Origin of the sequence: Bacillus sp. DTU_2020_1000418_1_SI_GHA_SEK_038 (genome assembly GCF_032341175.1) — a bacterium.
GTDB lineage: Bacteria > Bacillota > Bacilli > Bacillales > Cytobacillaceae > Cytobacillus.
In genome coordinates, this window is the sequence record NZ_CP135435.1 from 1,783,897 (window position 1) to 1,807,881 (window position 23,985).

The following is a 23,985-nucleotide window of genomic DNA, read 5'->3' on the forward strand; positions in this document are numbered from 1 at the left end:
TGTTATCCCATTCTAATCATTTGTTTTTATATAGTAGAATAGGGTAAAGTGTGTTAGCATGACTATGAAAATAAATCAATATACTCTGCTTTGAGGTGAGAACATGAGAATAGCAATAAGCGGAGGCGGAACTGGAGGACATATTTATCCAGCACTCGCCCTCATAAGAGAAATACAAAAGGATATTAAGGACGCAGAGTTTTTATATATTGGAACAGAAAGCGGTTTGGAAAGCAAACTTGTCCCAAGAGAAAATATTCCCTTTAAATCAATACATATTACTGGATTTAAAAGAAAGCTTTCATTAGAAAATGTAAAAACTATATTCCGTTTTTTAAAGGGTGTTAAGGATAGTAAAAAAATGCTCAAAGAATTTAATGCAGATGTTGTGATAGGTACAGGAGGATATGTATGTGGACCAGTTGTATATGCAGCATCAAAGCTAGGAATCCCAACCATCATTCATGAGCAGAATAGTGTACCAGGTTTAACAAATAAATTTCTGAGCAAATATGTTGATAAAATTGCGGTTTGCTTTGAAGAAGCTATTAAGTTTTTTCCGAAAGAAAAAGTCGTGCTAACTGGAAATCCGCGAGCTTCAGAGGTTTTGGGGAAAGATGGAATGAAAGGGCGTCTATCCGCTGGTTTAAAAATAAATCTGCCAGTCGTATTAATCGTTGGCGGGAGCAGGGGCGCGAAGCCTATTAATGAAGCAGTCCTAAAATCATTAGCCCAACTTGGTGAAAAGCCATATCAAATATTGTACGTGACTGGTGATGTTCATTTTGAAGAAGTCCAAAAAGAGGTTGAACTAATCGGAAATCCTGAAAATGTAATCATTAAACCCTTTATACATAATATGCCAGAGGTACTTGCAGGAACAGATTTATCTATTGCTAGGGCAGGAGCAACAACGCTCGCTGAGTTAACCTCACTTGGAATTCCAAGCATACTTATACCAAGTCCTTATGTTACAAATAACCATCAAGAGAAGAATGCGAGATCATTGAGTGATCATGAAGCAGCAGAATTGCTGCTCGAAAAGGATTTAACCGGAAAAAAACTTGTAGAGTTAATGGACCAGATCTTGATGGATGAAGTAAAGCTAAAAGAAATGAAAAAAGCCGCAAAGAAGTTAGGGATACCTGATGCAGCTCAAAGACTTTATAGATTAATGGAAGAACTTGTTGAAAAGAGTAGGAAGTAGCCTAAAAGAAATAACTGCATAAAATGATATCTATAAATAAAAATTACAATTGAAATAAAAAATAGAAAGGGAGGTAAATATGAACGAAATAATTGATTTGCTAAATGAATTTAACATTGGAAAAATTAAAGAACAAGAACCTTTAGCTAATCATACAACTATGAAAATAGGCGGACCAGCCGATTTGTTTATTGAGCCCTCATCTGTCGAAAATATAATAAAAACTGTTGAGATCCTTCACAAATATAATGTTAAATGGACGGCAATTGGAAGAGGATCTAACTTGCTAATATCTGATTTAGGGATAGAAGGAGCAGTTATTAAGCTTGGATCAGGACTGTCACATATGGAGATTAATGAATCGGAGCTAACGGTTGGCGGTGGATATTCGATCGTAAGTCTTTCCACACAAATAAGCAGAAAGGGCCTATCCGGTCTTGAATTTGCCAGTGGTATTCCTGGTTCAGTCGGTGGGGCTGTTTATATGAATGCAGGGGCACATGGTTCTGATATTTCAAAGATATTAACAAAAGCCCACATTCTTTTTGAAGATGGGAAAGTTGAATGGCTTTCCAATGAGGAGATGGAATTTTCCTATAGAACATCCGTTTTACAGAAAAAGCGCCCAGGTATAGTTATTGAAGCCGTCTTTCAATTGCAGCCTGGGGATAAAAACAAAATTTTTGAAGAAATGCAAAGAAATAAGGATTACCGGAAAGAAACACAGCCTTGGAATTATCCTTGTGCAGGCAGTATATTTAGAAATCCCCTGCCCAATTATGCGGGTAAGCTGATCGAAGATGCGGGATTAAAAGGGTATTCTATCGGAGGAGCGAAAGTGTCCGATATGCATGGGAATTTCATTGTCAATACAGGAAACGCAAAAGCCGCTGATGTACTGGCATTAATCCAGCACATAAAAGAAAAAATTCATGAAAAGTACACAATAAAAATAGAAACCGAAGTGGAAATAATCGGTCGAAAGTAACGGGAAATAATCCTTACTTGGGCTGCTTATTATGGTATAATTATACTCTAGGACTAAGGTCAGTATAAATGACGGCATGTCTACATGCCGTTTGTTTTCTCATTTATAAATTTACTTCCAAGAAAAGTTAATTTGAAAGGACAAGCCTTCCTTTATAGATTATGATTTATATAGGATTATTGGATAGATTATGTGTGTTAACCGAGGTGAATGATGTGGAAAAAGGGAAGGTTGTTTCTCTTGAGGACCGAATTCCGAAGCTAAAACAACAAAGGCGGAAAAAAGCAAATAGAAGATTAATTTTTTTGCTGCTATTATTCTTCACGCTTATTTCTTTTATCATTTATTTCCAATCTCCATTAAGCCATATAAATAAAATTGAAGTTAAAGGCAGTTCTACCTACAGCAATGAAGAATTAATTTCTCTTTCTGGTCTATCTGAAAAAGTTAATATTTGGAAGGTGGAAGAGAGTGCTATCGAGAGAAAACTAGAAGAGCTTCCAGAGGTAAAATCCGCTAAGATTAAGATAAATTTGCCTAATACAGTTAACATTACAATTAATGAATATAAGCGCATCGCTTATTTAATGAAAGAAAAAAGCTATTTGCCGGTTCTTGAAAATGGGAAAGTTCTTAAAAAGAGTAAAACCGCTGAAATCCCCGCAACTGCGCCTTTACTCATTGGCTTTTCAGAAGGAAATGAACTTAATGGAATGATCAATGAGCTTGAAGTGCTCCCTGAGGTGGTTTTAAATTCTATTTCTGAAATTCACCATACCCCAAAGAAAACAGATTCCTATCATTTGACTCTTTATATGAATGATGGATTTGAAGTAAGTGCGACAGTCAAAAGCTTCTCAGAGAAAATGTCACATTACCCTTCAATTATTAGCCAATTGGACCCACATATTAAAGGCGTTATTGATTTGGAAGTCGGCTCTTATTTCAAAGCTTATGAACAAGAGGGAGCTGAACAGGTTGAAGAAAAAACTGAAAGTGACAGGTAATCATGTCATTTTTTCTCTTGTTTTTCTTGTTTTAGGTTATATCATTGCTTTTTCATATCATCAAACTAAAAGCGAATTTGACAACACAGCGATAACAGGGAAACAGTGGGAAAGAGATTTAGAATTACGCAATCAATTAGTTCAATTAGAGGAAAAAAATCGTTCATTACAAAAAGAATTAAACGATAAGCAAGAAAGAGTGCGTGAAATCGAGAAGGAGATGTCACAAGAAGCACAAGTTTACTTCAACCTCGCTGAAGATGCTGAAAAGTATAGAATGTATTTAGGTAAGGTTAAAGTGAAAGGGCAAGGTGTTGAAGTAACGCTGGCAGATGGGGATTATAATCCTGAAGAAGTGAATGTTAATAATTATATTGTTCATGAACACCATGTGTTTAAGGTGATAAATGAATTATATATTTCTGGTGCTTCTGCTATTGCGATAAATGGACAAAGGCTATCACATAATTCATATATTCTCTGTAATGGGCCGGTTATTGAAGTTGATGGCTACCAGCATCCTGCTCCCTTCGTCATTTCAGCTATTGGAGATGGGGATGTTTTGGCCTCAGCTCTGAATTTAACAGGTGGAGTAAAGGATTCATTAGTCAACGATAATATTCTATTTACTCTAGAAAAAAAAGCCGAGATTACGCTGGAGCCTTTGTTAGGGAGCTAAATTAGTACTATGTATTATAGTCACAAAAATCGTCCACATTTTTAAATTAGGCTGGAAAGTTAGGTGGTAAAAAACGTGGACAAATTCAAAAAAAATATAAATTTCACACTTATTACTATTGTCATTGGATTTATGGTAGCTATTCAATTTCGAACGGTTAAAGAGCCTGTTGTGCGTGATACTCGTGATACTTGGCAGCTTAGGGAAGATGTCATGAAGGAAAATGAACTCCAGATCAAACTCATTCGTGAAGTACGATCAAATGAAGAAAAGATTGCGAAGTACGAAACTGAACTAAAGCAAAGCAAAGAACAAATTCTTAGGGAAACTCTCAGTGAATTAAAAGAAGAAGCAGGGTTAACTAATGTCCAAGGAAATGGAATAATTTTAAATATTGAGCCTGTATATGAAGAACTTTTAATTGGTACGCCTGTAACAACTGTTTCCCCAGATTTATTAAAAAGACTTGTTAATGAATTAAATATGTACAATGCCTTGCATATTTCAATAGATGGTCAGCGCCTTATTAATACAACGGTAATTAGAGATATAAACGGAGAAACAAAAGTTGATGGACACTCCCTAAATCGATTGCCAATCGAGATCAAGGTAATAGCTGAAGACGCAAAATCCGCAGACAAACTATTTAAAAGGATGCAAGTATCAAAGTCCGCAGATGAGTTCTTTATTGATAATTTAAGAGTGAAAGTTCAAAAGCCGGAAGGAATCATTACAATACCCGCGTATGAAAATACAATAAGGATAAGAGGCATGGAACCAGTTAACACAGACAAAGGAGGCAATTCATGATATGTGGCTTCCTTTATTAGGATTAATAATAGGTGTAATTCTAGGTTTATTTACTGAAGTGAAAATTCCAGAGGAGTACTCAAATTACTTATCTATTGCTGTGCTTGCAGCTTTAGATACGTTATTCGGAGGAATTCGAGCTCAGCTGCAGAATATTTACGATGAAAAGGTTTTTGTTTCTGGTTTCTTTTTTAATATTCTTCTTGCTGCAAGTTTGGCTTTTCTAGGTGTCCATCTTGGTGTAGACTTATATTTAGCAGCAGTATTTGCATTTGGAGTCAGGTTATTCCAAAATATTGCCGTGATTAGAAGAATATTATTGACAAAATGGTCCGCAAACCGTGAAAAAACTGAAAAAAATTAATTTTTATAAAGGGAAATTGCTAGTTTTGACGAATTATTTAATAATAACATTTAATAAATTAAATTAGAAAAAAGCGGGAAGAGCAAAAGGAGGTGCCATAGAATGAACAACAATGAAATATATGTAAGTCTTGACATCGGTACATCCAGCGTAAAAGTTATCATAGGAGAAATGGTCAATGACTCTTTAAATATAATTGGTGTCGGCAGTGTGCAATCTGAAGGTCTAAGAAAGGGTGCCATTGTTGATATAGATGAAACGGTTCATTCAATTAGGAAGGCAATTGAACAGGCTGAAAGAATGATAGGAATGGAAATTACAAGTGTAATAGTTGGCATCACGGGCAACCATGTTATGCTCCAGCCTTGTCATGGTGTAGTTGCTGTTTCAAGTGAAAACAGAGAGATTACAGATGAAGATGTAGCTAGAGTCATCGATGCAGCTCAAGTGGTTTCAATTCCGCCGGAAAGAGATATTATTGACGTCATTCCGAAACAATTCATTGTTGATGGATTAGATGAAATTAGTGATCCGCGAGGAATGATAGGTGTACGCCTGGAAATGGAAGGCACCATTATAACTGGATCCAAGACCATTTTACATAATTCATTACGTTGTGTTGAACGTGCAGGCCTTGAAATACTTGATATTACGCTTCAGCCTTTGGCAGCTGGTGCTTACGCATTGTCGAAGGATGAGAAGAATCTCGGTGTGGCCCTAGTTGATATTGGCGGCGGTTCAACAACAATAGCTATATTTGAACAGGGAAATTTAAAAGCTACAAGTGTTCTTCCAGTTGGGGGAGACCATATAACAAAGGATTTATCAATCGGTCTCCGCACATCAACAGAGGATGCTGAAAAGATAAAAATCAAGCATGGGTATGCTTTTTATGACCATGCTTCAGAGGAAGAGGTTTTCAGTGTACCGATAATTGGAAGTGATCAGCACCAGCAATTTAATCAGTTGGAAATTTCGGATATCATTGAAGCCCGAATGGAAGAAATCTTTGAACTGATCCAAAATGAAGTGAGAAGACTAGGCTCTCAAGATCTCCCAGGAGGCTTTGTGCTAACAGGAGGAGTTGCAAATACACAAGGTATTCTTGAATTAGCACAAGTCATTTTTCAAAATCGGGTTCGAATTGCCATCCCAGATTATATTGGTGTTAGGGAACCGCAATTTACTACTGCTGTTGGCTTAATTAAATTTGCATATAAAAATGCGAAAATTCAAGGCAGAAAAATGTCTATGGGAGCTGGGGCAGGGGCCCCCGTTCATACTCAGGAATTAAAAGAAAAGCGTGTTCAAAAACAACCGCAACCAAAAAAGCCGGAAAAGCAACCGGAAGAAAAAATAACATCAAGAGTGAAGAAGTTCCTCGGATACTTTTTTGAATAGCTTTTGAAAAGGTGTTCACTGGGATATCGACGATTTAGGAGGATTTGTCATGTTGGAATTTGATACTAATTTAGATTCATTGGCAACGATAAAAGTCATCGGCGTTGGCGGCGGTGGTAACAACGCGGTTAACCGTATGATTGAACATGGTGTGCAAGGTGTAGAATTTATTGCAGTTAACACAGATGCCCAGGCACTTAATTTATCTAAGGCAGAAGTGAAAATGCAAATTGGCGGTAAGCTTACCCGTGGACTTGGTGCAGGTGCAAACCCTGAGGTCGGAAAGAAAGCTGCTGAAGAGAGTAAAGAGCAGATTGAGGAAGCTCTTAGAGGAGCGGATATGGTGTTTGTAACTGCCGGTATGGGTGGTGGTACAGGAACGGGTGCTGCACCTGTAATTGCTCAAATTGCCAGAGATCTTGGTGCATTAACGGTAGGAGTCGTTACGCGTCCGTTTACCTTTGAAGGACGAAAACGTTCTACACAAGCTGCAGGCGGTATTGCTTCTATGAAAGAAGCTGTTGACACATTAATCGTGATTCCTAATGATCGTTTATTAGAAATTGTAGATAAAAGTACGCCGATGCTTGAGGCTTTCCGTGAGGCAGATAATGTGCTTAGACAGGGTGTACAAGGTATCTCTGACTTAATCGCTGTTCCAGGACTAATTAATCTGGATTTTGCGGATGTTAAAACAATTATGTCCAGCAAAGGTTCAGCATTAATGGGAATTGGCGTTGCTGCTGGGGAGAACCGTGCTGCGGAAGCTGCGAAGAAAGCCATTTCCTCACCATTACTAGAAACATCCATTGATGGTGCTCAGGGTGTACTTATGAACATTACTGGTGGAACAAATTTAAGCCTTTATGAGGTACAAGAGGCAGCGGATATTGTTGCAACTGCATCTGACCAGGATGTTAACATGATTTTTGGATCGGTTATCAATGAAAACCTAAATGATGAGATTGTCGTTACTGTTATTGCTACTGGCTTCAATGAAGAAATTGCTCAGCCAAAACCATCAAGGCCAACTTTTGGACAACCAAAACCTGCAATAAATCCAATAAAACGTGAGCAAAAAAGAGAAGAAGTTTCTCATGAACCAGTTAGAAATAACTATACTCAACAAACCGATGAAGCATTAGACATCCCTACATTTTTAAGAAATAGAAATCGTAGAAGATAATAGTATAGCAATGAAAAAAGGCATGACCTCTATTGTAGGGAATCATGCCTTTTTTTGTTTTTAAGATAAGAGAGTAATAACTTTTCTCGAGTTTGAGAATTGTCTAGCTCCACAAGGAACGGTTCGGCAGCGTAATCATCGCACGAGTAAAAGCGTTAGCTTTTAGGAGGAGCGCCTACCCCCGAAGTACAGGACGAACGAGTGTCGACAATGCGACAGGACGTCGCGTTTTTGGCGACCTCGAGGTCACAAGTCAATCCTGAAAGGTAGAGCTCACCTTTCCGAGAGGCTCGTCTTGTGCTTGTCGGGGGTGAGCACAAAGGAAAGCTTCTGTGAATAAACATCGCAGGAACAATTGTCCTTTGATTGTTCTGAAGGCGCTTGCGCTTTTCTAGTTATACAGTTTGTGCCTCTTTTAATTCCATGGCCGGTCCGAAGAATTCATAGCGAATATTTTCCTTTTTGATGCCAGCTTCCATCAATGCTTCATACAAAACTTGCATAAAGCCAATCGGACCGCACATATAGACTGTAGCATCTTTGTTTGTGATCACTTTATTTAACCAATCAGAGGTAATATAGCCTTCTTTACTATAGATACCATTTTCTTTATCAAGAGCAGTTGGTTTTTCATAGCAGTAATAGCTTTTTACTAATTCATTCTTCTCAGTTATTTGCTTAACTTCATTTACAAATGCATGGACGTTCCCGTTAATTGCTGCATGGATAAAGGTAGTTTCTTGGTTTTTATCAGCTAGTTCATGGAGCATGCAAAGCATCGGTGTAATGCCTACCCCACCGCTAAGTAGAACGGTTGGCCGATTAGATTGTTCTTCTAATACAAAATCACCAGCAGGTGCACTAATTTCGATTATATCGCCAACTTTCGCATTGTTATGCAAGTATGTAGAAACGATGCCAGCTGGTTTATTACCAATTGAATCCTCTCTCTTTACAGAAATGCGATAAAATGTTTTATCTTTTGATTGAGATAAACTATATTGACGAATATGTGTGTATTGTTCATTAGGAATATTCGTTAATTTAATACTAATGTATTGTCCCGGAATAAACTCTGCGATAGGCTCCCCATCGACTGGTGTAAAGTAAAAAGAGGTAATAACTTCACTTTCCTTTACGATTCTTTCAATTTTAAAGTCTCTGAAATACTCCCAGCCCCCTTGCTGATTGCCCGCTTTTTCATACATATCCTTTTCTACATTAATAAATGCATCGGCAATAACGCCATAGGCCTTTTCCCAAGCACCAATAATCTCATCAGTTGCAGCCTCTCCTAATACTGCTTTTATAGCTAATAGCAAGTGCTTTCCTACTATTGGATAATGCTCAGGCAATATACCTAAAGATCTATGCTTATGCGCTATTTGTACTACAGCCGGTACAATCACTTCCAGTTGATCAATATATTTCGCGGCGGCATATACAGTATTTGCAAGCGCTTTTTGCTGTCTGCCTTGTTTTTGATTTGCGTGATTAAAGATGTTTAGTAATTCTGGGTGATTACCAAACATTAATTCATAGAATTTTTTTGTAATTTCTTCTCCATGCTGTTCGAGAACTGGAACTGTACTTTTAATAATGTCAATTGTTTTTTGATCTAACATGCTGAAAATCCCCTTTACTCTATTTTCAACGTAATTATAGTGAAATAAAAAATCCGGAAGTGTGATTTGAATCACACTTTTTTAAGCCAAAAGTGAATAATCTGTGAAAAGCTAAATATTGACAAAATCCGAAAAGAAAAGTGGAAATTTCTATCGTTTTGATTACAGAAAGTGACACACTTTCTCTTATAGGGTACGTTATACTTTTTTTAAAAGATTAATAGGCGTCATATTTTTGTTCCTACCAATCTGTAAGGAGGAAGAAGATTGGAGGTTTATTTAGATATTATTTGGGCATTAAATTTTTTATTTGATAGCCTGCTGCTGTACTTAACTGCTGTCATCTTAAAAAGAGATATAAAGTTTTGGAGGCTTTTTACAGGGGGATTAATAGGGTCTGCCATCATATTGTTATCCCTTACTCCATTGAGTACGTTCTCATCACATCCCTTTGCTAAATTGTTATTCTCTATTTTCATGGTTTTAACGGTTTTTGGCTTTAAAAGATTTCGCTACTTTATTAACGGACTGATGACATTTTATTTAACAACCTTTTTAATTGGCGGAACACTGATTGGGGTACATTATTTTATTCAATTTGATTTTAAGCTTTCTTCCTCTGTAATGGTTGCAAGTGTAAAAGGGTTTGGGGATCCAATCAGCTGGGTATTTGTATTAATTGGGTTTCCATTAGCCTGGCATTTTTCTAAGCGTAATATGGATCGAATTGAGATGACAAAAATCCAATACGATAGTTTGATTAAAGTCATTGTTTCAATAAATGGAGAATTATTCAGGTTCATAGGTCTTATCGATAGTGGGAATCAGCTTTATGATCCAATTACAAAAACGCCCGTCATGTTTATTTCATTAAAAAATCGGATTGAGGATTTTCCAAACGATATTGTAAAAATGGCCCAAAAACCGGAAAGTATCATTCTCGGTGATGAAATGGTCTCTCCTGATTGGGAGTATAGAATGAGAATTGTTCCTTACAAAGTAGTTGGACAAGAACACCAGCTAATTATTGCGATTAAGCCTGACTATATAGTTTTAGAAAAAGAAAATGATTTAATAAAGGTTGAAAAAGGCTTGGTATCATTTTCAATGCAGCAGCTATCTGCAGATGATGCATTTCAATGCATTGTCCATCCTAAGATGCTAACCACTACAAAAAAGGTTACTACAGAGGGATATGCTAAGCATGCATAGTAACACATTTCTATTCAGGAGGAGGATATTTCATGAAACGGTTAAAACTTCGCTTATCATACTATTGGTATAAATTATTAATGAAGCTTGGACTTAGAACAGATGAAGTATATTATATTGGTGGAAGCGAAGCACTGCCCCCTCCTCTTAGCAAGGAAGAAGAGGAACTGTTATTAGAAAAACTTCCGAACGGTGATAAAGCTGCTAGATCCATTTTAATTGAAAGAAATTTAAGACTGGTAGTTTATATTGCCAGGAAGTTTGAAAATACAGGAATCAATATTGAAGACTTAATTAGCATTGGCACCATTGGCCTTATAAAAGCAGTAAATACCTTTAATCCCGAAAAGAAAATAAAGCTTGCTACATATGCATCAAGGTGTATTGAAAATGAGATTTTAATGTATTTAAGAAGAAATAATAAAATTCGCTCTGAGGTTTCCTTTGATGAGCCATTGAATATTGATTGGGATGGAAATGAACTGCTTTTATCAGATGTATTGGGTACGGAGGAAGATATTATTACGAAGGATCTCGAAGCAAATGTAGATAAGAAACTCTTATCAAAGGCTTTACATCAGTTATCTGATAGAGAAAAGCAAATTATGGAGCTGCGTTTCGGTCTCGGAACAGGGGAAGAGAAAACCCAAAAGGATGTAGCTGATATGCTGGGCATCTCACAATCGTATATTTCAAGATTAGAAAAGCGTATTATTAAGCGGCTTAAAAAAGAATTTAATAAAATGGTATAGGGTGCAAATTTGTTATTTCGAAAAAATATTTTCAAAAAAAATTCAGGATTAAAGCTTGAATCCATCGTGTTTTTTCCAATTTATGTGTTCTAGAGCAACTTATAGCCGTGCATATTTTTCCTCCTCAAGGAAATACTGTTTTTGTACAGCAGCTCCTGTGAGGAGGGAAAGAATTGACTCGAAATAAAGTAGAAATTTGCGGTGTTGATACATCAAAGCTTCCAGTTTTGAAAAACGAAGAAATGAGAGAGCTCTTCAAGCAAATGCATAAGGGGGATATAACCGCACGGGAAAAACTCGTCAACGGTAATTTACGCCTAGTTCTCAGCGTTATCCAGCGTTTTAATAACAGGGGTGAATTTGTTGATGATCTATTCCAGGTCGGCTGTATCGGTCTAATGAAGTCTATTGATAATTTTGATTTAAGTCAAAACGTTAAGTTTTCCACCTATGCTGTTCCCATGATAATAGGCGAAATTAGAAGATATTTGCGTGATAATAATCCGATACGCGTCTCTCGTTCACTAAGGGATATTGCTTATAAGGCACTGCAAGTAAGAGAACGATTAATGAGTAAAACATCGAGAGAGCCGACAGCAGTTGAAATTGCGAAGGAGCTTGATGTGCCGCATGAAGAAATTGTATTTGCTTTAGATGCAATTCAAGACCCTGTGTCCTTATTTGAACCCATTTATAATGATGGGGGAGATCCAATTTATGTAGTGGATCAAATAAGCGATGAAAAAAGTAAGGATATTCAATGGATTGAGGAAATAGCCTTAAAAGAAGGAATGAGAAGGTTAAACGATCGGGAAAAGCTAATTCTGCGTAAACGCTTTTTTCAAGGGAAAACTCAAATGGAAGTTGCTGAAGAAATCGGCATCTCTCAGGCACAAGTATCAAGACTTGAGAAAGCTGCCATCAAACAAATGAATAAAAATATTCAAAGCTAAGCTGCCTTTTTGGCAGCTTATTCTTTTTTCTATCATACATACGATAATTTATTATGGATAGTCATATATATTCTATATCGATGCGAAATGATGGGAGTGGGAGGAAATGATAAGAATATCAGATTTCCAAATGAAGGATGTCATAAATGTAGCAAATGGCAAGAAGCTTGGTAATGTGGGGGATATAGATATTAATGTGCAAACTGGGAAAATAAACGCTGTTATCATTGGAGGAACAGGAAAGGTATTAGGCTTTTTTGGTCGGGACGAGGATCTGATTATTCCTTGGAGAAATATCTTAAAGATTGGGGAAGATGTCATCCTTGTTCGTTATGTGAGTGGTAATATGGAGAAAGATGTCGATGAAGATGAGTAAATAATGCCTTTTTAGCTGTGAAGTGAGGCTAGACTATGGTAAACTATAGAAAAAATGAAATGCGTAAGCGCCTTGCCCACCCCCGACAAGCACAAGACGAGCCTTCAGGAAAGGTGTTTTTTCCTTTCATGAAGGATTGGCTTGTGACCTCGAGGTCGACAAAAACGCGACGTCCTGTCGCATTGTCGACACTTGTACGTCCTGTACATCGGGGGTTGGCGCTTAAGCTAGACATATAATGGGGTATTTGAATGGAACCATTTATTTTTAAAAAAAGCGAGTATTTTGTCATTAATGAATGGGAAGAAAAGTTTCCTCGTTTACTTGCAGGATTTACGAGTAAAAAAGGCGGCGTTAGTAAAGGTGCTTACTCTTCTATGAATCTCGGGCTTCATGTAAATGATTCATTACAATCTGTTAGACAAAATCGGGAACATATGGGTGAAATCCTAGGGTTCCCGCTTCATACTTGGGTTAGTGCAGAACAAACCCATGACATACACATAGAAAAGGTTGTAAAGGAAGACAGAGGGAGAGGCTCATTACAATATGAGGATTCTTTCAATGCAACAGATGGCTTTTTTACAACGGATACAGGATTGCTACTAACCTTATGCTACGCTGACTGTGTTCCTCTATATTTCTTCCATGAAAAGTCCAAGGCAATTGGTGTTGCTCACGCAGGATGGAAGGGGACAGTCAATGGAATTGCTAGAGAAATGGTTGCAATGTATAAACAAGAAGGGATGGATATAGAAGGTCTTCATGCCGTTATTGGTCCATCCATTTGTGGTAATTGTTATATTGTAGACAATCGTGTTATATCATTAATAAACAAGAACTTAGCTGATTATCATCCTAAACCTTATACTCAAATAGAGGATAATCAATATTTTCTTGATTTAAAGCAATTAAATAAAGACATCCTAATTAAATCAGGCGTCTTGGAAAAAAATATAAGTGTAACAAATTTATGTACCAGCTGTGAAAACAATGATTTCTTCTCGCACCGAAGAGATAAAGGGAAAACAGGAAGAATGATGAGTTTTATTGGCTGGAAGGAGGATTTCTAGTTTTAAATGAAGGTCATTGAAAATCTAAAAGCAATTCAACATAAAATAAACGAAGCTTGTGAAAGAGCTAATCGAAATAGTGAGGATATTAAGGTTATTGCTGTAACTAAATACGTATCAACTGAACGTGCCTTAGAAGCACTTGATGCGGGTATTATCCATTTAGGAGAAAATCGAGATGACGGGCTCCTAGAAAAATGGGAAGTGATCAAGGACAAGCCGGTATGGCATTTTATTGGTACTTTACAATCTAGAAAAGTAAAGAATATTATTGATAAAGTGGAATATATTCACTCCGTGGACAGGTTGTCGCTTGCTCAAGAAATAAATAAGCGTGCAAACAAGAAAATTAATTGTTTTATTCAAGTTAATGTTTCAGGTGAAGAGTCAAAGCAGGGAATTCATCCTGAAGAGGTTAAGGAATTCATTGCAGAGCTAAGTCATTATCCTAATATTCTTGTATCCGGCTTAATGACAATGGCTCCGCTAACTTCTGATGATGAAATATTGCGATCATGCTTCCAAAAGCTTAAAAGACTGCAAACTGACATACAAGAGTTGAAATTAGAATACGCACCTTGTCATGAGCTATCAATGGGTATGTCAAATGACTTCGAGATTGCCATTGAAGAAGGTGCAACAATGATTCGGATAGGAACTGCTCTAGTAGGAAACGAGGAATAGGAGGTTAATAAAATGAGCATAAAATCTAAATTTAAAACATTTTTCTTCCTAGATGATGAATACGATGATCGGGAAGAGGAATATATGGAAGAAGAGCCCGAACAACCAAAACAGCCTCAATCTCAAAAACAGCAGGTTCAGAAGAATAATGTAGTCAGTCTTCAAAGTGTTCAAAAGTCCTCCAAGGTGGTTTTAATTGAACCACGTGTGTATGCTGAAGCCCAAGACATTGCTGATCAATTGAAAAACAGAAGAGCAGTTGTCGTTAATTTACAAAGAATTGATCGGGACCAGGCAAAAAGAATTGTGGACTTCTTGAGTGGGACCGTCTATGCAATTGGCGGGGATATCCAGAAAATAGGGACTGATATTTTCTTATGTACACCTGATAATATCGAGGTCTCCGGTAATATTTCGCAAATCATGCAAGAAACTGAATACGAAAGTTCGAGGTGGTAAAATTTAATGGGAATTATACTTAGTGTGTTAACATCGATTATCTACTATTATTCATGGGCATTAATCATTTATATTTTATTGTCCTGGTTTCCTAATGCACGGGAGTCAGGAATTGGGCAGTTTTTAGGAAGAATTTGTGAACCGTATTTAGAGCCATTTAGAAAAATTATTCCCCCACTTGGAATGATTGATATATCTCCAATTGTGGCTATTTTAGTTCTGCGCTTTGCATCCAGCGGATTAGCTCAATTGTTCGTTTGGATTGCATAATTTAAGAAGTATTGGGGCTCTTTCAAAGGCCCTTTTTTGTTTTTGAATTTCGAGGGCTGTGAAAAGAATAATCAAGGAAGCTACTTAAAGGGGAATATTAAGTAAATGTCTGTTTATCAGCACTTTCGACCTGAAGAAAAAGGTTTCATTGATCAGGTTCTAAACTGGAAGAATTCTGTAGAAATTACATATGCACCGAAATTAACTGAATTTCTGGATCCAAGAGAGCAGGAAATCATCAGACAATTGATTGGAATGAATAATGATGTAAAGATACATCTGTTTGGCGGATTTGAACTAGCTGAAAGGAAGCGTGCTTTGCTATATCCTGAATACTTACAGCCCGAGGAGGAAGATTTTCAAATATCTTTATTTGAAGTTGACTATCCCAAAAAGTTTGTTAATTTGGAACATCCTCAAGTGCTTGGCAGCCTTATGTCCCTTGGACTAAAAAGGGTGAAATATGGTGATATCCTCTTTGAAGGTGATAGTATCCAGTTTTTTGTTACGAGAGACATTGAACACTATATTTCTACTCAATTGAACACAATTGGCAAGGCCTCAGTCAGCTTAATATATCAGCCTTTAAACAGAGCACTGCAGTCGAAGGAAATATGGTCTGAACAATCTGTAACCTCAACATCTTTACGGTTAGATACTGTTGCTTCTGCCATTCATAATATTTCAAGGCAGAAATCTCAAACTTTAATTCAACAAGGTCTTACTAAAGTAAATTGGACTTTAATTGAAAATCCAGCTTTTGAAGTGAGAGAAAGTGATATAATTTCTATAAGAGGGTATGGACGAGCAAAAATTATTGCTTTGGAAGGAAAGACCAAAAGGGATAAATGGAAAATAACTGCGGGAAAACAAAAATAATTATTAAAAATGCAGGATTTTGCTGCAAGTTGTCGAATTTATTTAGATAGGAATTTATTAAATATATACATAAATATAACTACCGAATTTGGGAGGTGGCCAAGATGCCATTAACACCGTTGGATATTCATAATAAAGAATTCAGCAAAGGATTCCGAGGTTATGATGAAGATGAAGTAAATGAATTTCTTGACCAAGTAATTAAAGACTATGAAATTCTGATCAGAGAAAAGAAGGACTTAGAGGAAAGACTGAATGATCAAAACGAACGGATTGGCCATTTTACCACAATCGAGGAAACGTTAAATAAATCAATTGTAGTAGCCCAAGAGGCGGCAGAAGAAGTAAGAAGAAACGCACAAAAGGAAGCAAAGCTTATCATTAAAGAAGCTGAGAAAAATGCGGATCGAATTGTCAATGAATCATTATCTAAGGCAAGAAAAATTGCCCTTGAAATTGAGGAATTAAAAAAGCAATCAAAGGTGTTCAGAACTCGCTTTAAAATGCTGATCGAAGCTCAGCTTGATTTGTTAAATAACGATGACTGGGATCATTTGCTCGAATATAAGCTTGATGCTACAGAATTAAAATCCGCTCAAGAAGAGGATTCATTAGCTTGACGAAAGCAGAATATATCGCATATAATCTTAAAAAGAATGTAAATTATGAACATTAACTGTGAGAGGGACAGTACAAATTTCATAGCTTAGATCAATGCTAAGAAAAGCATTGTCAGCGAACCAGGGAAGGTGAGAGCCTGGAGTAAGCGGAAATTTGGAAGATCACCCTTGAGTTCCTTTGTTGAACATCCTTTAAGGATTAGTAGATAAAGGCGAGTCATTCACGTTAAGAATTTTTAAAGCGGATAGAAAATTAATTATTATTCTATCTACAAGGGTGGTACCGCGGGAAATAATACCTTCTCGTCCCTTTTTGGGATGAGGGGTTTTTTTTATTTTTATAAGCTCTTGCCACATCAACAATTGGTTTAATGTTGTTAAAAATGGTAATCATGAAGCTAGTTAAAGCTACGGGAGGAAAAGCAAATGGAATACAAAGATACTTTATTAATGCCAAAAACAGAATTTCCAATGCGTGGAAATTTACCGAACCGTGAGCCTGAAATTCAGGCAAAATGGGAAGAAATGAATATTTATGAGAAAGTTCAAGAACGTACGAAAGGCCGTCCAATGTTTGTTTTGCATGATGGGCCTCCATATGCAAATGGTGATATTCACATTGGCCATGCTTTAAATAAAATTTTAAAAGATATGATTGTCCGCCATAAGTCAATGAGTGGTTACCATGCCCCATATGTTCCAGGCTGGGATACTCATGGTCTTCCTATTGAACAGGCATTGACGAATAAAGGTGTTAAGCGTAAGGAAATGACGGTAGCAGAGTTCAGAAAGCTCTGCGAACAATATGCATATGAACAAATTGACAGCCAGCGTACTCAGTTTAAACGTTTGGGTGTAAGAGGAGATTGGGAAAATCCATATATTACTTTAAAGCCTGAATATGAGGCACAGCAAATCAAGGTTTTTGGAGATATGGCGAAGAAAGGCTATATTTACAAAGGCTTAAAGCCAGTATATTGGTCCCCATCCTCTGAATCTGCATTAGCAGAAGCAGAAATTGAGTATAAAGATAAGCGTTCTCCATCTATCTATGTAGGCTTTAAAGTAGCTGATGGCAAGGATGTATTAGAAAAAGACACGAAAATCGTCATTTGGACTACGACACCTTGGACAATTCCTGCTAATCTAGGGATCGCTGTTCATCCTGAGCTTAAATATGTTGTTGTGGAAGAAAAAGGTCAAAAATATGTTGTTGCAGCTGACCTTTTAGAAGCTGTTACGAAGGAAGTAGAATGGCAAGATCCTCAAGTAGTAAAAACAGTTCAAGGCTCAGAGCTTGAAAATATTGTTGCTATCCATCCATTATATGGACGCGATTCACTTGTCGTATTAGGGGAACACGTTACGATTGATGCAGGAACCGGATGTGTTCATACCGCACCTGGTCACGGGGAAGACGACTTCTATGTTGGTCAGAAGTATGGCCTTGATGTATTATGTCCTGTTGATGACCGCGGATATATGACGAAAGAAGCGGAGGGCTTTGAAGGGTTATTTTATGATGAAGCCAATAAATCAATTACGGAAAAACTTGATGAGGCTGGTGCGTTATTAAAGCTTTCATTCATTACCCATTCCTATCCACATGACTGGAGAACAAAAAAGCCAGTGATTTATCGCGCAACAGCACAATGGTTTGCTTCCATTAAAGATTTCCGCAAAGAGCTATTGGATGCAATAAATGAAACAAAGTTTGTGCCTGCCTGGGGAGAAACACGATTATTTAATATGGTTCGCGACCGTGGAGATTGGTGCATTTCACGTCAGCGAGCATGGGGTGTGCCAATTCCTGTATTTTATGCAGAAAATGGAGAACCTATTATTACCGATGAAACAATTGATCATGTTTCTAAATTATTTAGGGAGCATGGTTCAAACATTTGGTTTGAAAAAGAAGCAAAAGATTTACTGCCTGAGGGCTTTACCCATCCTGAAAGTCCAAATGGAAAGTTTACAAAAGAAACAGATATTATGGATGTTTGGTTCGATTCAGGATCTTCACACCAGGCTGTATTATTAGAGCGAGATGATCTGCAAAGACCGGCTGATTTATATTTAGAAGGATCAGACCAGTACCGAGGATGGTTTAACTCATCCCTGTCAACAGCAGTTGCTGTTACAGGAAAGGCACCATACAAAGGGATTCTAAGCCATGGATTTGTCTTAGATGGTGAAGGAAGAAAGATGAGTAAATCATTAGGCAATGTTGTCATTCCAGCCAAGGTAATGAATCAATTAGGTGCAGATATTTTAAGGCTATGGGTGGCTTCAGTAGATTATCAGGCCGATGTTCGTGTTTCTGATGCGATTCTAAAGCAAGTAACAGAGGTGTACCGCAAGATTAGAAATACATTCCGATTCTTATTAGGAAATCTTGCTGACTTTGATCCAAGCACAAATACAGTTGCATTTGAAAATCTGCGTGAAGTAGACCAGTTTATGCTTGTTAAGTTAAATAAATTAGTTAAGACTGTCCGAGAAGCCTATGACAATTACGAGTATGCAGGCATTTATCATGCTGTTAATAATTTCTGTACACTTGATTTAAGTGCATTCTATCTCGATTTTGCAAAGGATATTCTATATATTGAAGGAAAAGATCATCCTGATCGCCGAGCTATTCAAACGGTTCTGTATGAGTGCTTAATTTCCTTGACAAAATTGGTTGCACCTATTCTTTCTCATACAGCTGATGAAGTTTGGAGCTTTATCCCATCAGTAAAAGAAGAAAGTGTTCAGCTAACAGATATGCCAGAATATAAGGAACTGCCTAACGCTAAAGGGCTGGAAGAAAAATGGACATCATTCATGACACTGCGTGATGATGTTTTGAAAGCTCTTGAAGAAGCGCGTAATGAAAAGGTAATTGGTAAATCACTTACAGCGAAAGTGACGATGTTTGTGGATGATAAGACGAAGGGCTTACTTGACTCTATTGATGAGAATGTCAAACAACTCTTCATTGTTTCAGGGTTTGAAGTGGCTGGCTTGATTGAGGATGCACCTGAAAATGCCCTTAAGTTTGAAAATACAGCAATCGTTATTTCTAAAGCAGAAGGGGAAACTTGTGAACGCTGCTGGACTGTAACACCAGAAGTCGGGCAGGTTGAAGAATTTAATACATTATGCTCTAGATGTGCGGATGTTGTTAAAACGCAATACAGCCATTTAGCTTAATATTTTCACGAGGAGGGTCAGACCCCGCAACGTATTTCTTGCGGGATCTGACCCTTTGTTAATTGTTGTACTCACTGTAAAAACTTACACTGACTTTAATAAGTGCATGCGGATATAATAGGTAGAAATAAATAGAACGGAGGAGCATAAATGGATGCCAAAGCAGAACCCCTTTATTCGGAACTCCGTAAAACACGAATGGAACTTTTAGAAAGGTTAATGGACAATAATTCCTCGTCCCTCATTAAACCAATTATTAAAGCAGAACTATTAGATGTGGAAGATACATTAAATAAAATTGAATTAGGTCTTTTTGGCAGATGCGAAATTTCAGGTGAGCCTATTCCTGAAGAGCTGCTAACTATGGTACCAACAATAAAATCTTTGGACGACTATGGAAAAATCGACAGTTATTTCAGAAAGGGGATATTTCATTAATAACAGGATTACTGTGTTTTTTATAAAGAATGTGCTAAAATGCAAAGGTAATACAATGAAAATGTGGGGGTTGCCTTTGTGTTTTATTACATAATAGCTTTATTTATTATTGCGCTTGATCAATTCACGAAATGGCTTATAGTCAAAAACTTTCAATTAGGAGAAAGTGTGGAAGTAATCGAAAATTTCCTCTATATAACCTCTCATCGAAACAAAGGGGCTGCTTGGGGAATATTGCAAGGGCAAATGTGGTTTTTCTATATAATAACCGTTATTGTTATTATCGGAATCATTTATTACATGCAAAAAGCTGCAAAAGGCAAACCTCTGCTAGGTGTATCACTAGGCTTTATGCTAGGAGGGGCGATTGGGAATTTTATTGATCGGGTCATTCACAAAGAAGTCGTTGATTTTATTAACACTTATATTTTTGGCTATGATTTCCCTGTCTTTAATATTGCCGATTCCGCTTTAGTGATCGGTGTTGCTATGCTTATGATACAAATGCTGCTAGAAGAGAGAGCGTTGAAAAAGGAGAAATCTCATGGAGAAAATGGAACACATCATTCCTGAGGAACAAACGGGTGAAAGAATAGATAAAGTTCTTACATCTTTAAATGAGGAATGGTCTAGAACACAGGTTCAGCTGTGGATAAAGGATGGGCATGTTCTCATCAACGGACAAAAAATAAAAACAAATTATAAATGCAATAGGAATGACCAAATAGTAATTCAAATTCCTGAACCAGAAGAATTAGATGTTGTACCGGAAGAAATGGATTTAGAAATTTTTTATGAGGATCAGGATGTATTAGTTGTCAATAAACCTAAAGGAATGGTTGTACATCCAGCACCAGGCCATTTAACTGGGACACTTGTTAATGGACTAATGGCACATTGTAAAGATTTGTCCGGAATTAACGGGGTCATGAGACCAGGGATTGTTCATCGAATTGATAAAGACACTTCTGGATTATTAATGGTAGCAAAAAATGATCTTGCCCATGAAAGTCTTGTAAACCAGCTTGTTGAAAAAACTGTAACAAGAAAATATAAGGCGATCGTTCATGGCGTAATTCCTCATGATTACGGAACCATTGATGCACCTATCGCACGTGATCAGAAAGATAGGCAAAGTATGGCTGTCACTGATAATGGAAAAAAAGCCGTTACCCATTTTCATGTGCTTGATCGGTTTAACGATTATACGTTCATTGAATGCCAGCTGGAAACGGGAAGAACGCACCAAATTCGTGTACATATGAAGTATATAGGCTACCCGCTTGTGGGGGATCCTAAATATGGACCGAGAAAAACACTTGATCTTGGGGGACAGGCATTACACGCGGGAATTTTAGGATTTGTCCATCCTAGATCAGGTGAATACCTAGAATTTGAAGCCCCATTACCGGATTATTTCGGGCAACTAATTGAACAGCTGCAAAAATAATGATTGACATCTAAGTGTATGTAAAATAAAATTACTATAGTTGAATAAGTCCTTTAATCACAGTCCCGTGAGGCTGAGAAGGAAGCGGATAAGATTCAAGACGTGTATTCAATGTCTTGTTACCTTTAGATACGCCTATATCCTCTCGCCATCGCGGCGGGAGTTTTTTTGTAAAGGGGTGGTTAATATTTCACAGAAAGCGATCGTACTCGATGAACAAGCAATAAGAAGAGCATTAACAAGGATTGCCCATGAGATTATAGAAAGAAACAAAGGTATTGAAGGCTGTGTACTCGTTGGGATTCGAACGCGGGGAATTTACCTTGCAACTCGCCTTGCTGAAAGAATCGAGCAAATTGAAGGAACAAAGATTGCTGTTGGAGAATTAGATATTACGCTATATAGAGATGATTTAACAAAAATTACAGACAGTCAAGAACCGCTAGTCAAAGGTTCAGATATACCAAAGGATATTAATGACCAAAAGGTTATACTGATTGATGATGTCCTTTATACAGGCAGGACAGTAAGGGCTGCCCTTGATGCATTGATGGATATCGGCAGACCGTCTACAATCCAACTAGCAGTCCTTGTGGATCGTGGACATAGAGAATTGCCAATCAGGGCAGATTTTGTTGGGAAAAACATTCCAACATCGAGCTCAGAGAAAATTGTTGTGGAATTAAAGGAAGTCGATCAAGTCGATCAGGTAAGTATATTTGAAAACTAAATAACCCTTTTTAAAAGCAGTCCTGTGAGGCTGACAAAGGGGGAGACACAAATACAGAATAGTCTTTTACTGTATGCTTGTACCCTCTTTGCGCAAATTTGGCAAAGAGGTTTTTTTATGGCTACACTCTAAAAAAGAAATAGACATGAACATCAACTAGTAGGAGAGGTAGATTATGAACAAACCAGTATTAGACATTAAAGATGTACCATCACCAATGCAATGGTTAACTTTAAGTTTACAGCATTTATTCGCCATGTTCGGCGCAACTGTATTAGTTCCTTATCTTGTTGATTTAGATCCTGCCATAGCGTTAATTTCGAGTGGATTTGGGACATTGGCCTTCCTAATCATTACACAATGGAAAGTACCAGCTTATTTAGGCTCCTCCTTCGCATATATTTATCCGCTCATAATGGCTGGAAAAGCGGGCGGAATTGGAGCGATGATGATCGGAAGCTTTATGGTAGGACTCTTGTATGGGGTTGTAGCTCTTATTATTAAAAAAGCGGGCTATCGCTGGCTGATGAATCTTCTGCCGCCAATTGTTGTCGGTCCAGTGATTATGGTTATCGGATTGGCTTTATCGGGAACAGCGGTAGGAATGGCAATGAATAACCCGGTAACAAGCGAATATAGCATGCTTCACTTCTCTGTAGCGCTTGTAACATTAGCTGTGACGATTATTTTCTCGGTCTACTTTAAAGGGATGCTCAGCATGATCCCAATCTTAGCAGGAATCATCATGGGATATGTATATGCACTTGCAGTAGGAATTGTTGATTTTACAGGTGTACGGGAGGCTGCATGGGTAGAAGTTCCTAACTTTGTCTTCCCATTCGCTGATTATGATTTAAAGTTCACAGCAGATCTTATGCTCTTAATGCTGCCGGTTGCAATCGTTACAATATCAGAGCATATCGGGCACCAGCTTGTCTTAGGAAAAGTTGTAAACAAGGATTATATTAAAGACCCTGGTCTACATCGTTCACTTCTAGGAGATGGGACTGCAACGATGATCTCAGCGATCATGGGCGGACCGCCAAAGACTACGTATGGTGAAAATATCGGGGTACTTGCGATCACAAGAATTTATAGCGTGTTTGTACTAGGCGGTGCAGCTGTTTTAGCGATTATCTTCGGGTTTATCGGAAAAGTTTCAGCTCTGATAAGCTCCATTCCAACACCTGTTATGGGTGGAGTATCGATTCTCTTATTTGGAATCATCGCCTCATCTGGATTGAGGATGTTAGTGGACAGCAAAGTAGATTTTGGTGATAAAAGAAATCTAGTGATTTCATCGGTCATCCTCGTCATCGGCATTGGCGGAGCACATGTCGATATCGGATCATTTCAGATTCAGGGCATGGCTCTTGCAGCGATTTGCGGAGTGGTTTTAAACTTAATCTTGCCTGGCCGAGAGCCGGTAAAGGATAATATGTTTGAATCAGAACTAGATTAATTAAACAGTTAACGCCTTTTAAGTAAGTCCAGAGAGATTTGAAAGGGTGTTGAAGTGATTGGATCAAAGGAAATCTATTCTTCCTTTTTCCAACTTGTCTCTTCAACTCTTCAGCACCCTGACAAAATGTCAGGGTGTTTTTTTAGAAGATAAGGGAGGGTT

The 23,985-nt window shown here is 37.6% G+C and carries 25 protein-coding genes and 1 other annotated feature; of the genes, 24 read left to right on the plus strand and 1 reads right to left on the minus strand.

Going from position 1 to position 23,985, the window contains the following annotated elements:
• The first annotated feature begins 103 nt into the window (after positions 1 to 103).
• From murG to ftsZ, 8 genes are all read left to right on the plus strand, one after another.
• Entirely contained in the window at positions 104 to 1,207 is a 1,104-nt protein-coding gene (gene murG, locus RRV45_RS08880) for an undecaprenyldiphospho-muramoylpentapeptide beta-N-acetylglucosaminyltransferase (protein ID WP_315668455.1), read from the plus strand.
• Positions 1,208 to 1,286: 79 nt separating this feature from the next.
• Positions 1,287 to 2,195, plus strand: coding sequence for a UDP-N-acetylmuramate dehydrogenase (murB, locus tag RRV45_RS08885; protein ID WP_315668456.1), 909 nt, complete (start codon positions 1,287 to 1,289; stop codon positions 2,193 to 2,195).
• Positions 2,196 to 2,410: 215 nt separating this feature from the next.
• On the plus strand, positions 2,411 to 3,202 hold the full coding sequence (locus RRV45_RS08890; protein ID WP_315668457.1) for a cell division protein FtsQ/DivIB: 792 nt from the start codon (positions 2,411 to 2,413) through the stop codon (positions 3,200 to 3,202).
• On the plus strand, positions 3,150 to 3,881 hold the full coding sequence (locus tag RRV45_RS08895; RefSeq protein ID WP_315668458.1) for a DUF881 domain-containing protein: 732 nt from the start codon (positions 3,150 to 3,152) through the stop codon (positions 3,879 to 3,881). Before RRV45_RS08890 ends, RRV45_RS08895 begins: the two co-directional genes overlap by 53 nt.
• Positions 3,882 to 3,956: 75 nt before the next feature.
• Positions 3,957 to 4,691 (plus strand): DUF881 domain-containing protein, encoded by a 735-nt coding sequence (locus RRV45_RS08900; RefSeq protein ID WP_315668459.1) that lies wholly within the window; start codon positions 3,957 to 3,959, stop codon positions 4,689 to 4,691.
• A gap of 1 nt (position 4,692) precedes the next feature.
• Positions 4,693 to 5,055: a small basic family protein gene (locus RRV45_RS08905; RefSeq protein WP_315668460.1), complete on the plus strand. Its 363-nt coding sequence runs from the start codon at positions 4,693 to 4,695 to the stop codon at positions 5,053 to 5,055.
• Between the two features lie 102 nt (positions 5,056 to 5,157).
• Positions 5,158 to 6,456 carry a cell division protein FtsA gene (ftsA, locus tag RRV45_RS08910; protein WP_315668461.1) on the plus strand — a complete coding sequence of 433 codons (1,299 nt, stop codon included), beginning with the start codon at positions 5,158 to 5,160 and terminating at the stop codon, positions 6,454 to 6,456.
• Between the two features lie 49 nt (positions 6,457 to 6,505).
• Positions 6,506 to 7,642, plus strand: a complete 1,137-nt coding sequence (ftsZ, locus tag RRV45_RS08915; RefSeq protein ID WP_315668462.1) for a cell division protein FtsZ — start codon at positions 6,506 to 6,508, stop codon at positions 7,640 to 7,642.
• Positions 7,643 to 8,037: 395 nt separating this feature from the next.
• Here ftsZ and hmpA read toward each other — a convergent pair whose 3' ends face one another.
• The gene (gene hmpA / locus RRV45_RS08920; protein ID WP_315668463.1) at positions 8,038 to 9,267 is read right to left on the minus strand and encodes an NO-inducible flavohemoprotein; all 1,230 of its coding nucleotides are present in this window, start codon (positions 9,265 to 9,267) and stop codon (positions 8,038 to 8,040) included.
• 267 nt (positions 9,268 to 9,534) lie between these two features.
• Here hmpA and spoIIGA point away from each other — a divergent pair, with 267 nt between their 5' ends.
• The 16 genes from spoIIGA (at position 9,535) to RRV45_RS09000 (ending at position 23,823) form a co-directional block, all read left to right on the plus strand.
• Positions 9,535 to 10,479, plus strand: a complete 945-nt coding sequence (spoIIGA, locus tag RRV45_RS08925; RefSeq protein ID WP_315668464.1) for a sigma-E processing peptidase SpoIIGA — start codon at positions 9,535 to 9,537, stop codon at positions 10,477 to 10,479.
• 32 nt (positions 10,480 to 10,511) lie between these two features.
• A complete protein-coding gene (sigE, locus tag RRV45_RS08930) occupies positions 10,512 to 11,231 on the plus strand; it encodes an RNA polymerase sporulation sigma factor SigE (protein WP_315668465.1) in 720 nt (239 codons plus the stop codon).
• 173 nt (positions 11,232 to 11,404) lie between these two features.
• Positions 11,405 to 12,184 (plus strand): RNA polymerase sporulation sigma factor SigG, encoded by a 780-nt coding sequence (sigG, locus tag RRV45_RS08935; protein WP_315668466.1) that lies wholly within the window; start codon positions 11,405 to 11,407, stop codon positions 12,182 to 12,184.
• A 106-nt stretch (positions 12,185 to 12,290) separates the two neighbouring features.
• Positions 12,291 to 12,560, plus strand: a complete 270-nt coding sequence (locus tag RRV45_RS08940; RefSeq protein WP_315668467.1) for a YlmC/YmxH family sporulation protein — start codon at positions 12,291 to 12,293, stop codon at positions 12,558 to 12,560.
• 251 nt (positions 12,561 to 12,811) lie between these two features.
• On the plus strand, positions 12,812 to 13,633 hold the full coding sequence (gene pgeF / locus RRV45_RS08945; protein ID WP_315668468.1) for a peptidoglycan editing factor PgeF: 822 nt from the start codon (positions 12,812 to 12,814) through the stop codon (positions 13,631 to 13,633).
• Between the two features lie 6 nt (positions 13,634 to 13,639).
• Positions 13,640 to 14,317: a YggS family pyridoxal phosphate-dependent enzyme gene (locus tag RRV45_RS08950; RefSeq protein WP_315668469.1), complete on the plus strand. Its 678-nt coding sequence runs from the start codon at positions 13,640 to 13,642 to the stop codon at positions 14,315 to 14,317.
• Positions 14,318 to 14,329: 12 nt separating this feature from the next.
• Positions 14,330 to 14,776, plus strand: a complete 447-nt coding sequence (locus RRV45_RS08955) for a cell division protein SepF (RefSeq protein ID WP_315668470.1) — start codon at positions 14,330 to 14,332, stop codon at positions 14,774 to 14,776.
• Between the two features lie 6 nt (positions 14,777 to 14,782).
• A complete protein-coding gene (locus tag RRV45_RS08960; RefSeq protein WP_315668471.1) occupies positions 14,783 to 15,046 on the plus strand; it encodes a YggT family protein in 264 nt (87 codons plus the stop codon).
• 105 nt (positions 15,047 to 15,151) lie between these two features.
• A complete protein-coding gene (locus RRV45_RS08965) occupies positions 15,152 to 15,925 on the plus strand; it encodes a YlmH family RNA-binding protein (protein WP_315668472.1) in 774 nt (257 codons plus the stop codon).
• 104 nt (positions 15,926 to 16,029) lie between these two features.
• Positions 16,030 to 16,545 (plus strand): DivIVA domain-containing protein, encoded by a 516-nt coding sequence (locus RRV45_RS08970; protein ID WP_315668473.1) that lies wholly within the window; start codon positions 16,030 to 16,032, stop codon positions 16,543 to 16,545.
• Positions 16,546 to 16,594: 49 nt separating this feature from the next.
• Positions 16,595 to 16,859: a binding site (T-box leader), on the plus strand.
• Positions 16,860 to 16,971: 112 nt separating this feature from the next.
• The gene (ileS, locus tag RRV45_RS08975) at positions 16,972 to 19,743 is read left to right on the plus strand and encodes an isoleucine--tRNA ligase (protein WP_315668474.1); all 2,772 of its coding nucleotides are present in this window, start codon (positions 16,972 to 16,974) and stop codon (positions 19,741 to 19,743) included.
• A 150-nt stretch (positions 19,744 to 19,893) separates the two neighbouring features.
• Positions 19,894 to 20,181, plus strand: coding sequence for a hypothetical protein (locus RRV45_RS08980; protein ID WP_315668475.1), 288 nt, complete (start codon positions 19,894 to 19,896; stop codon positions 20,179 to 20,181).
• A 78-nt stretch (positions 20,182 to 20,259) separates the two neighbouring features.
• The gene (lspA, locus tag RRV45_RS08985) at positions 20,260 to 20,754 is read left to right on the plus strand and encodes a signal peptidase II (protein ID WP_315668476.1); all 495 of its coding nucleotides are present in this window, start codon (positions 20,260 to 20,262) and stop codon (positions 20,752 to 20,754) included.
• A complete protein-coding gene (locus RRV45_RS08990; protein ID WP_315668477.1) occupies positions 20,726 to 21,631 on the plus strand; it encodes an RluA family pseudouridine synthase in 906 nt (301 codons plus the stop codon). Before lspA ends, RRV45_RS08990 begins: the two co-directional genes overlap by 29 nt.
• A 187-nt stretch (positions 21,632 to 21,818) precedes the next feature.
• Positions 21,819 to 22,361 carry a bifunctional pyr operon transcriptional regulator/uracil phosphoribosyltransferase PyrR gene (gene pyrR, locus RRV45_RS08995; protein WP_315668976.1) on the plus strand — a complete coding sequence of 181 codons (543 nt, stop codon included), beginning with the start codon at positions 21,819 to 21,821 and terminating at the stop codon, positions 22,359 to 22,361.
• 175 nt (positions 22,362 to 22,536) lie between these two features.
• Positions 22,537 to 23,823 (plus strand): solute carrier family 23 protein, encoded by a 1,287-nt coding sequence (locus tag RRV45_RS09000; RefSeq protein ID WP_315668478.1) that lies wholly within the window; start codon positions 22,537 to 22,539, stop codon positions 23,821 to 23,823.
• Positions 23,824 to 23,985 lie beyond the last annotated feature (162 nt).

Coding starts and splice junctions, on each gene's coding strand:
- murG (WP_315668455.1), top strand. CDS start 104: ATGAGAATAGCAATAAGCGGAGGCGGAACTGGAGGACATATTTATCCA.
- murB (WP_315668456.1), top strand. CDS start 1,287: ATGAACGAAATAATTGATTTGCTAAATGAATTTAACATTGGAAAAATT.
- RRV45_RS08895 (WP_315668458.1), top strand. CDS start 3,150: ATGAACAAGAGGGAGCTGAACAGGTTGAAGAAAAAACTGAAAGTGACA.
- RRV45_RS08905 (WP_315668460.1), top strand. CDS start 4,693: ATGTGGCTTCCTTTATTAGGATTAATAATAGGTGTAATTCTAGGTTTA.
- ftsA (WP_315668461.1), top strand. CDS start 5,158: ATGAACAACAATGAAATATATGTAAGTCTTGACATCGGTACATCCAGC.
- ftsZ (WP_315668462.1), top strand. CDS start 6,506: ATGTTGGAATTTGATACTAATTTAGATTCATTGGCAACGATAAAAGTC.
- hmpA (WP_315668463.1), bottom strand. CDS start 9,267: ATGTTAGATCAAAAAACAATTGACATTATTAAAAGTACAGTTCCAGTT.
- sigE (WP_315668465.1), top strand. CDS start 10,512: ATGAAACGGTTAAAACTTCGCTTATCATACTATTGGTATAAATTATTA.
- RRV45_RS08940 (WP_315668467.1), top strand. CDS start 12,291: ATGATAAGAATATCAGATTTCCAAATGAAGGATGTCATAAATGTAGCA.
- pgeF (WP_315668468.1), top strand. CDS start 12,812: ATGGAACCATTTATTTTTAAAAAAAGCGAGTATTTTGTCATTAATGAA.
- RRV45_RS08950 (WP_315668469.1), top strand. CDS start 13,640: ATGAAGGTCATTGAAAATCTAAAAGCAATTCAACATAAAATAAACGAA.
- RRV45_RS08955 (WP_315668470.1), top strand. CDS start 14,330: ATGAGCATAAAATCTAAATTTAAAACATTTTTCTTCCTAGATGATGAA.
- RRV45_RS08960 (WP_315668471.1), top strand. CDS start 14,783: ATGGGAATTATACTTAGTGTGTTAACATCGATTATCTACTATTATTCA.
- RRV45_RS08965 (WP_315668472.1), top strand. CDS start 15,152: ATGTCTGTTTATCAGCACTTTCGACCTGAAGAAAAAGGTTTCATTGAT.
- RRV45_RS08970 (WP_315668473.1), top strand. CDS start 16,030: ATGCCATTAACACCGTTGGATATTCATAATAAAGAATTCAGCAAAGGA.
- ileS (WP_315668474.1), top strand. CDS start 16,972: ATGGAATACAAAGATACTTTATTAATGCCAAAAACAGAATTTCCAATG.
- RRV45_RS08980 (WP_315668475.1), top strand. CDS start 19,894: ATGGATGCCAAAGCAGAACCCCTTTATTCGGAACTCCGTAAAACACGA.
- RRV45_RS08990 (WP_315668477.1), top strand. CDS start 20,726: ATGGAGAAAATGGAACACATCATTCCTGAGGAACAAACGGGTGAAAGA.
- RRV45_RS09000 (WP_315668478.1), top strand. CDS start 22,537: ATGAACAAACCAGTATTAGACATTAAAGATGTACCATCACCAATGCAA.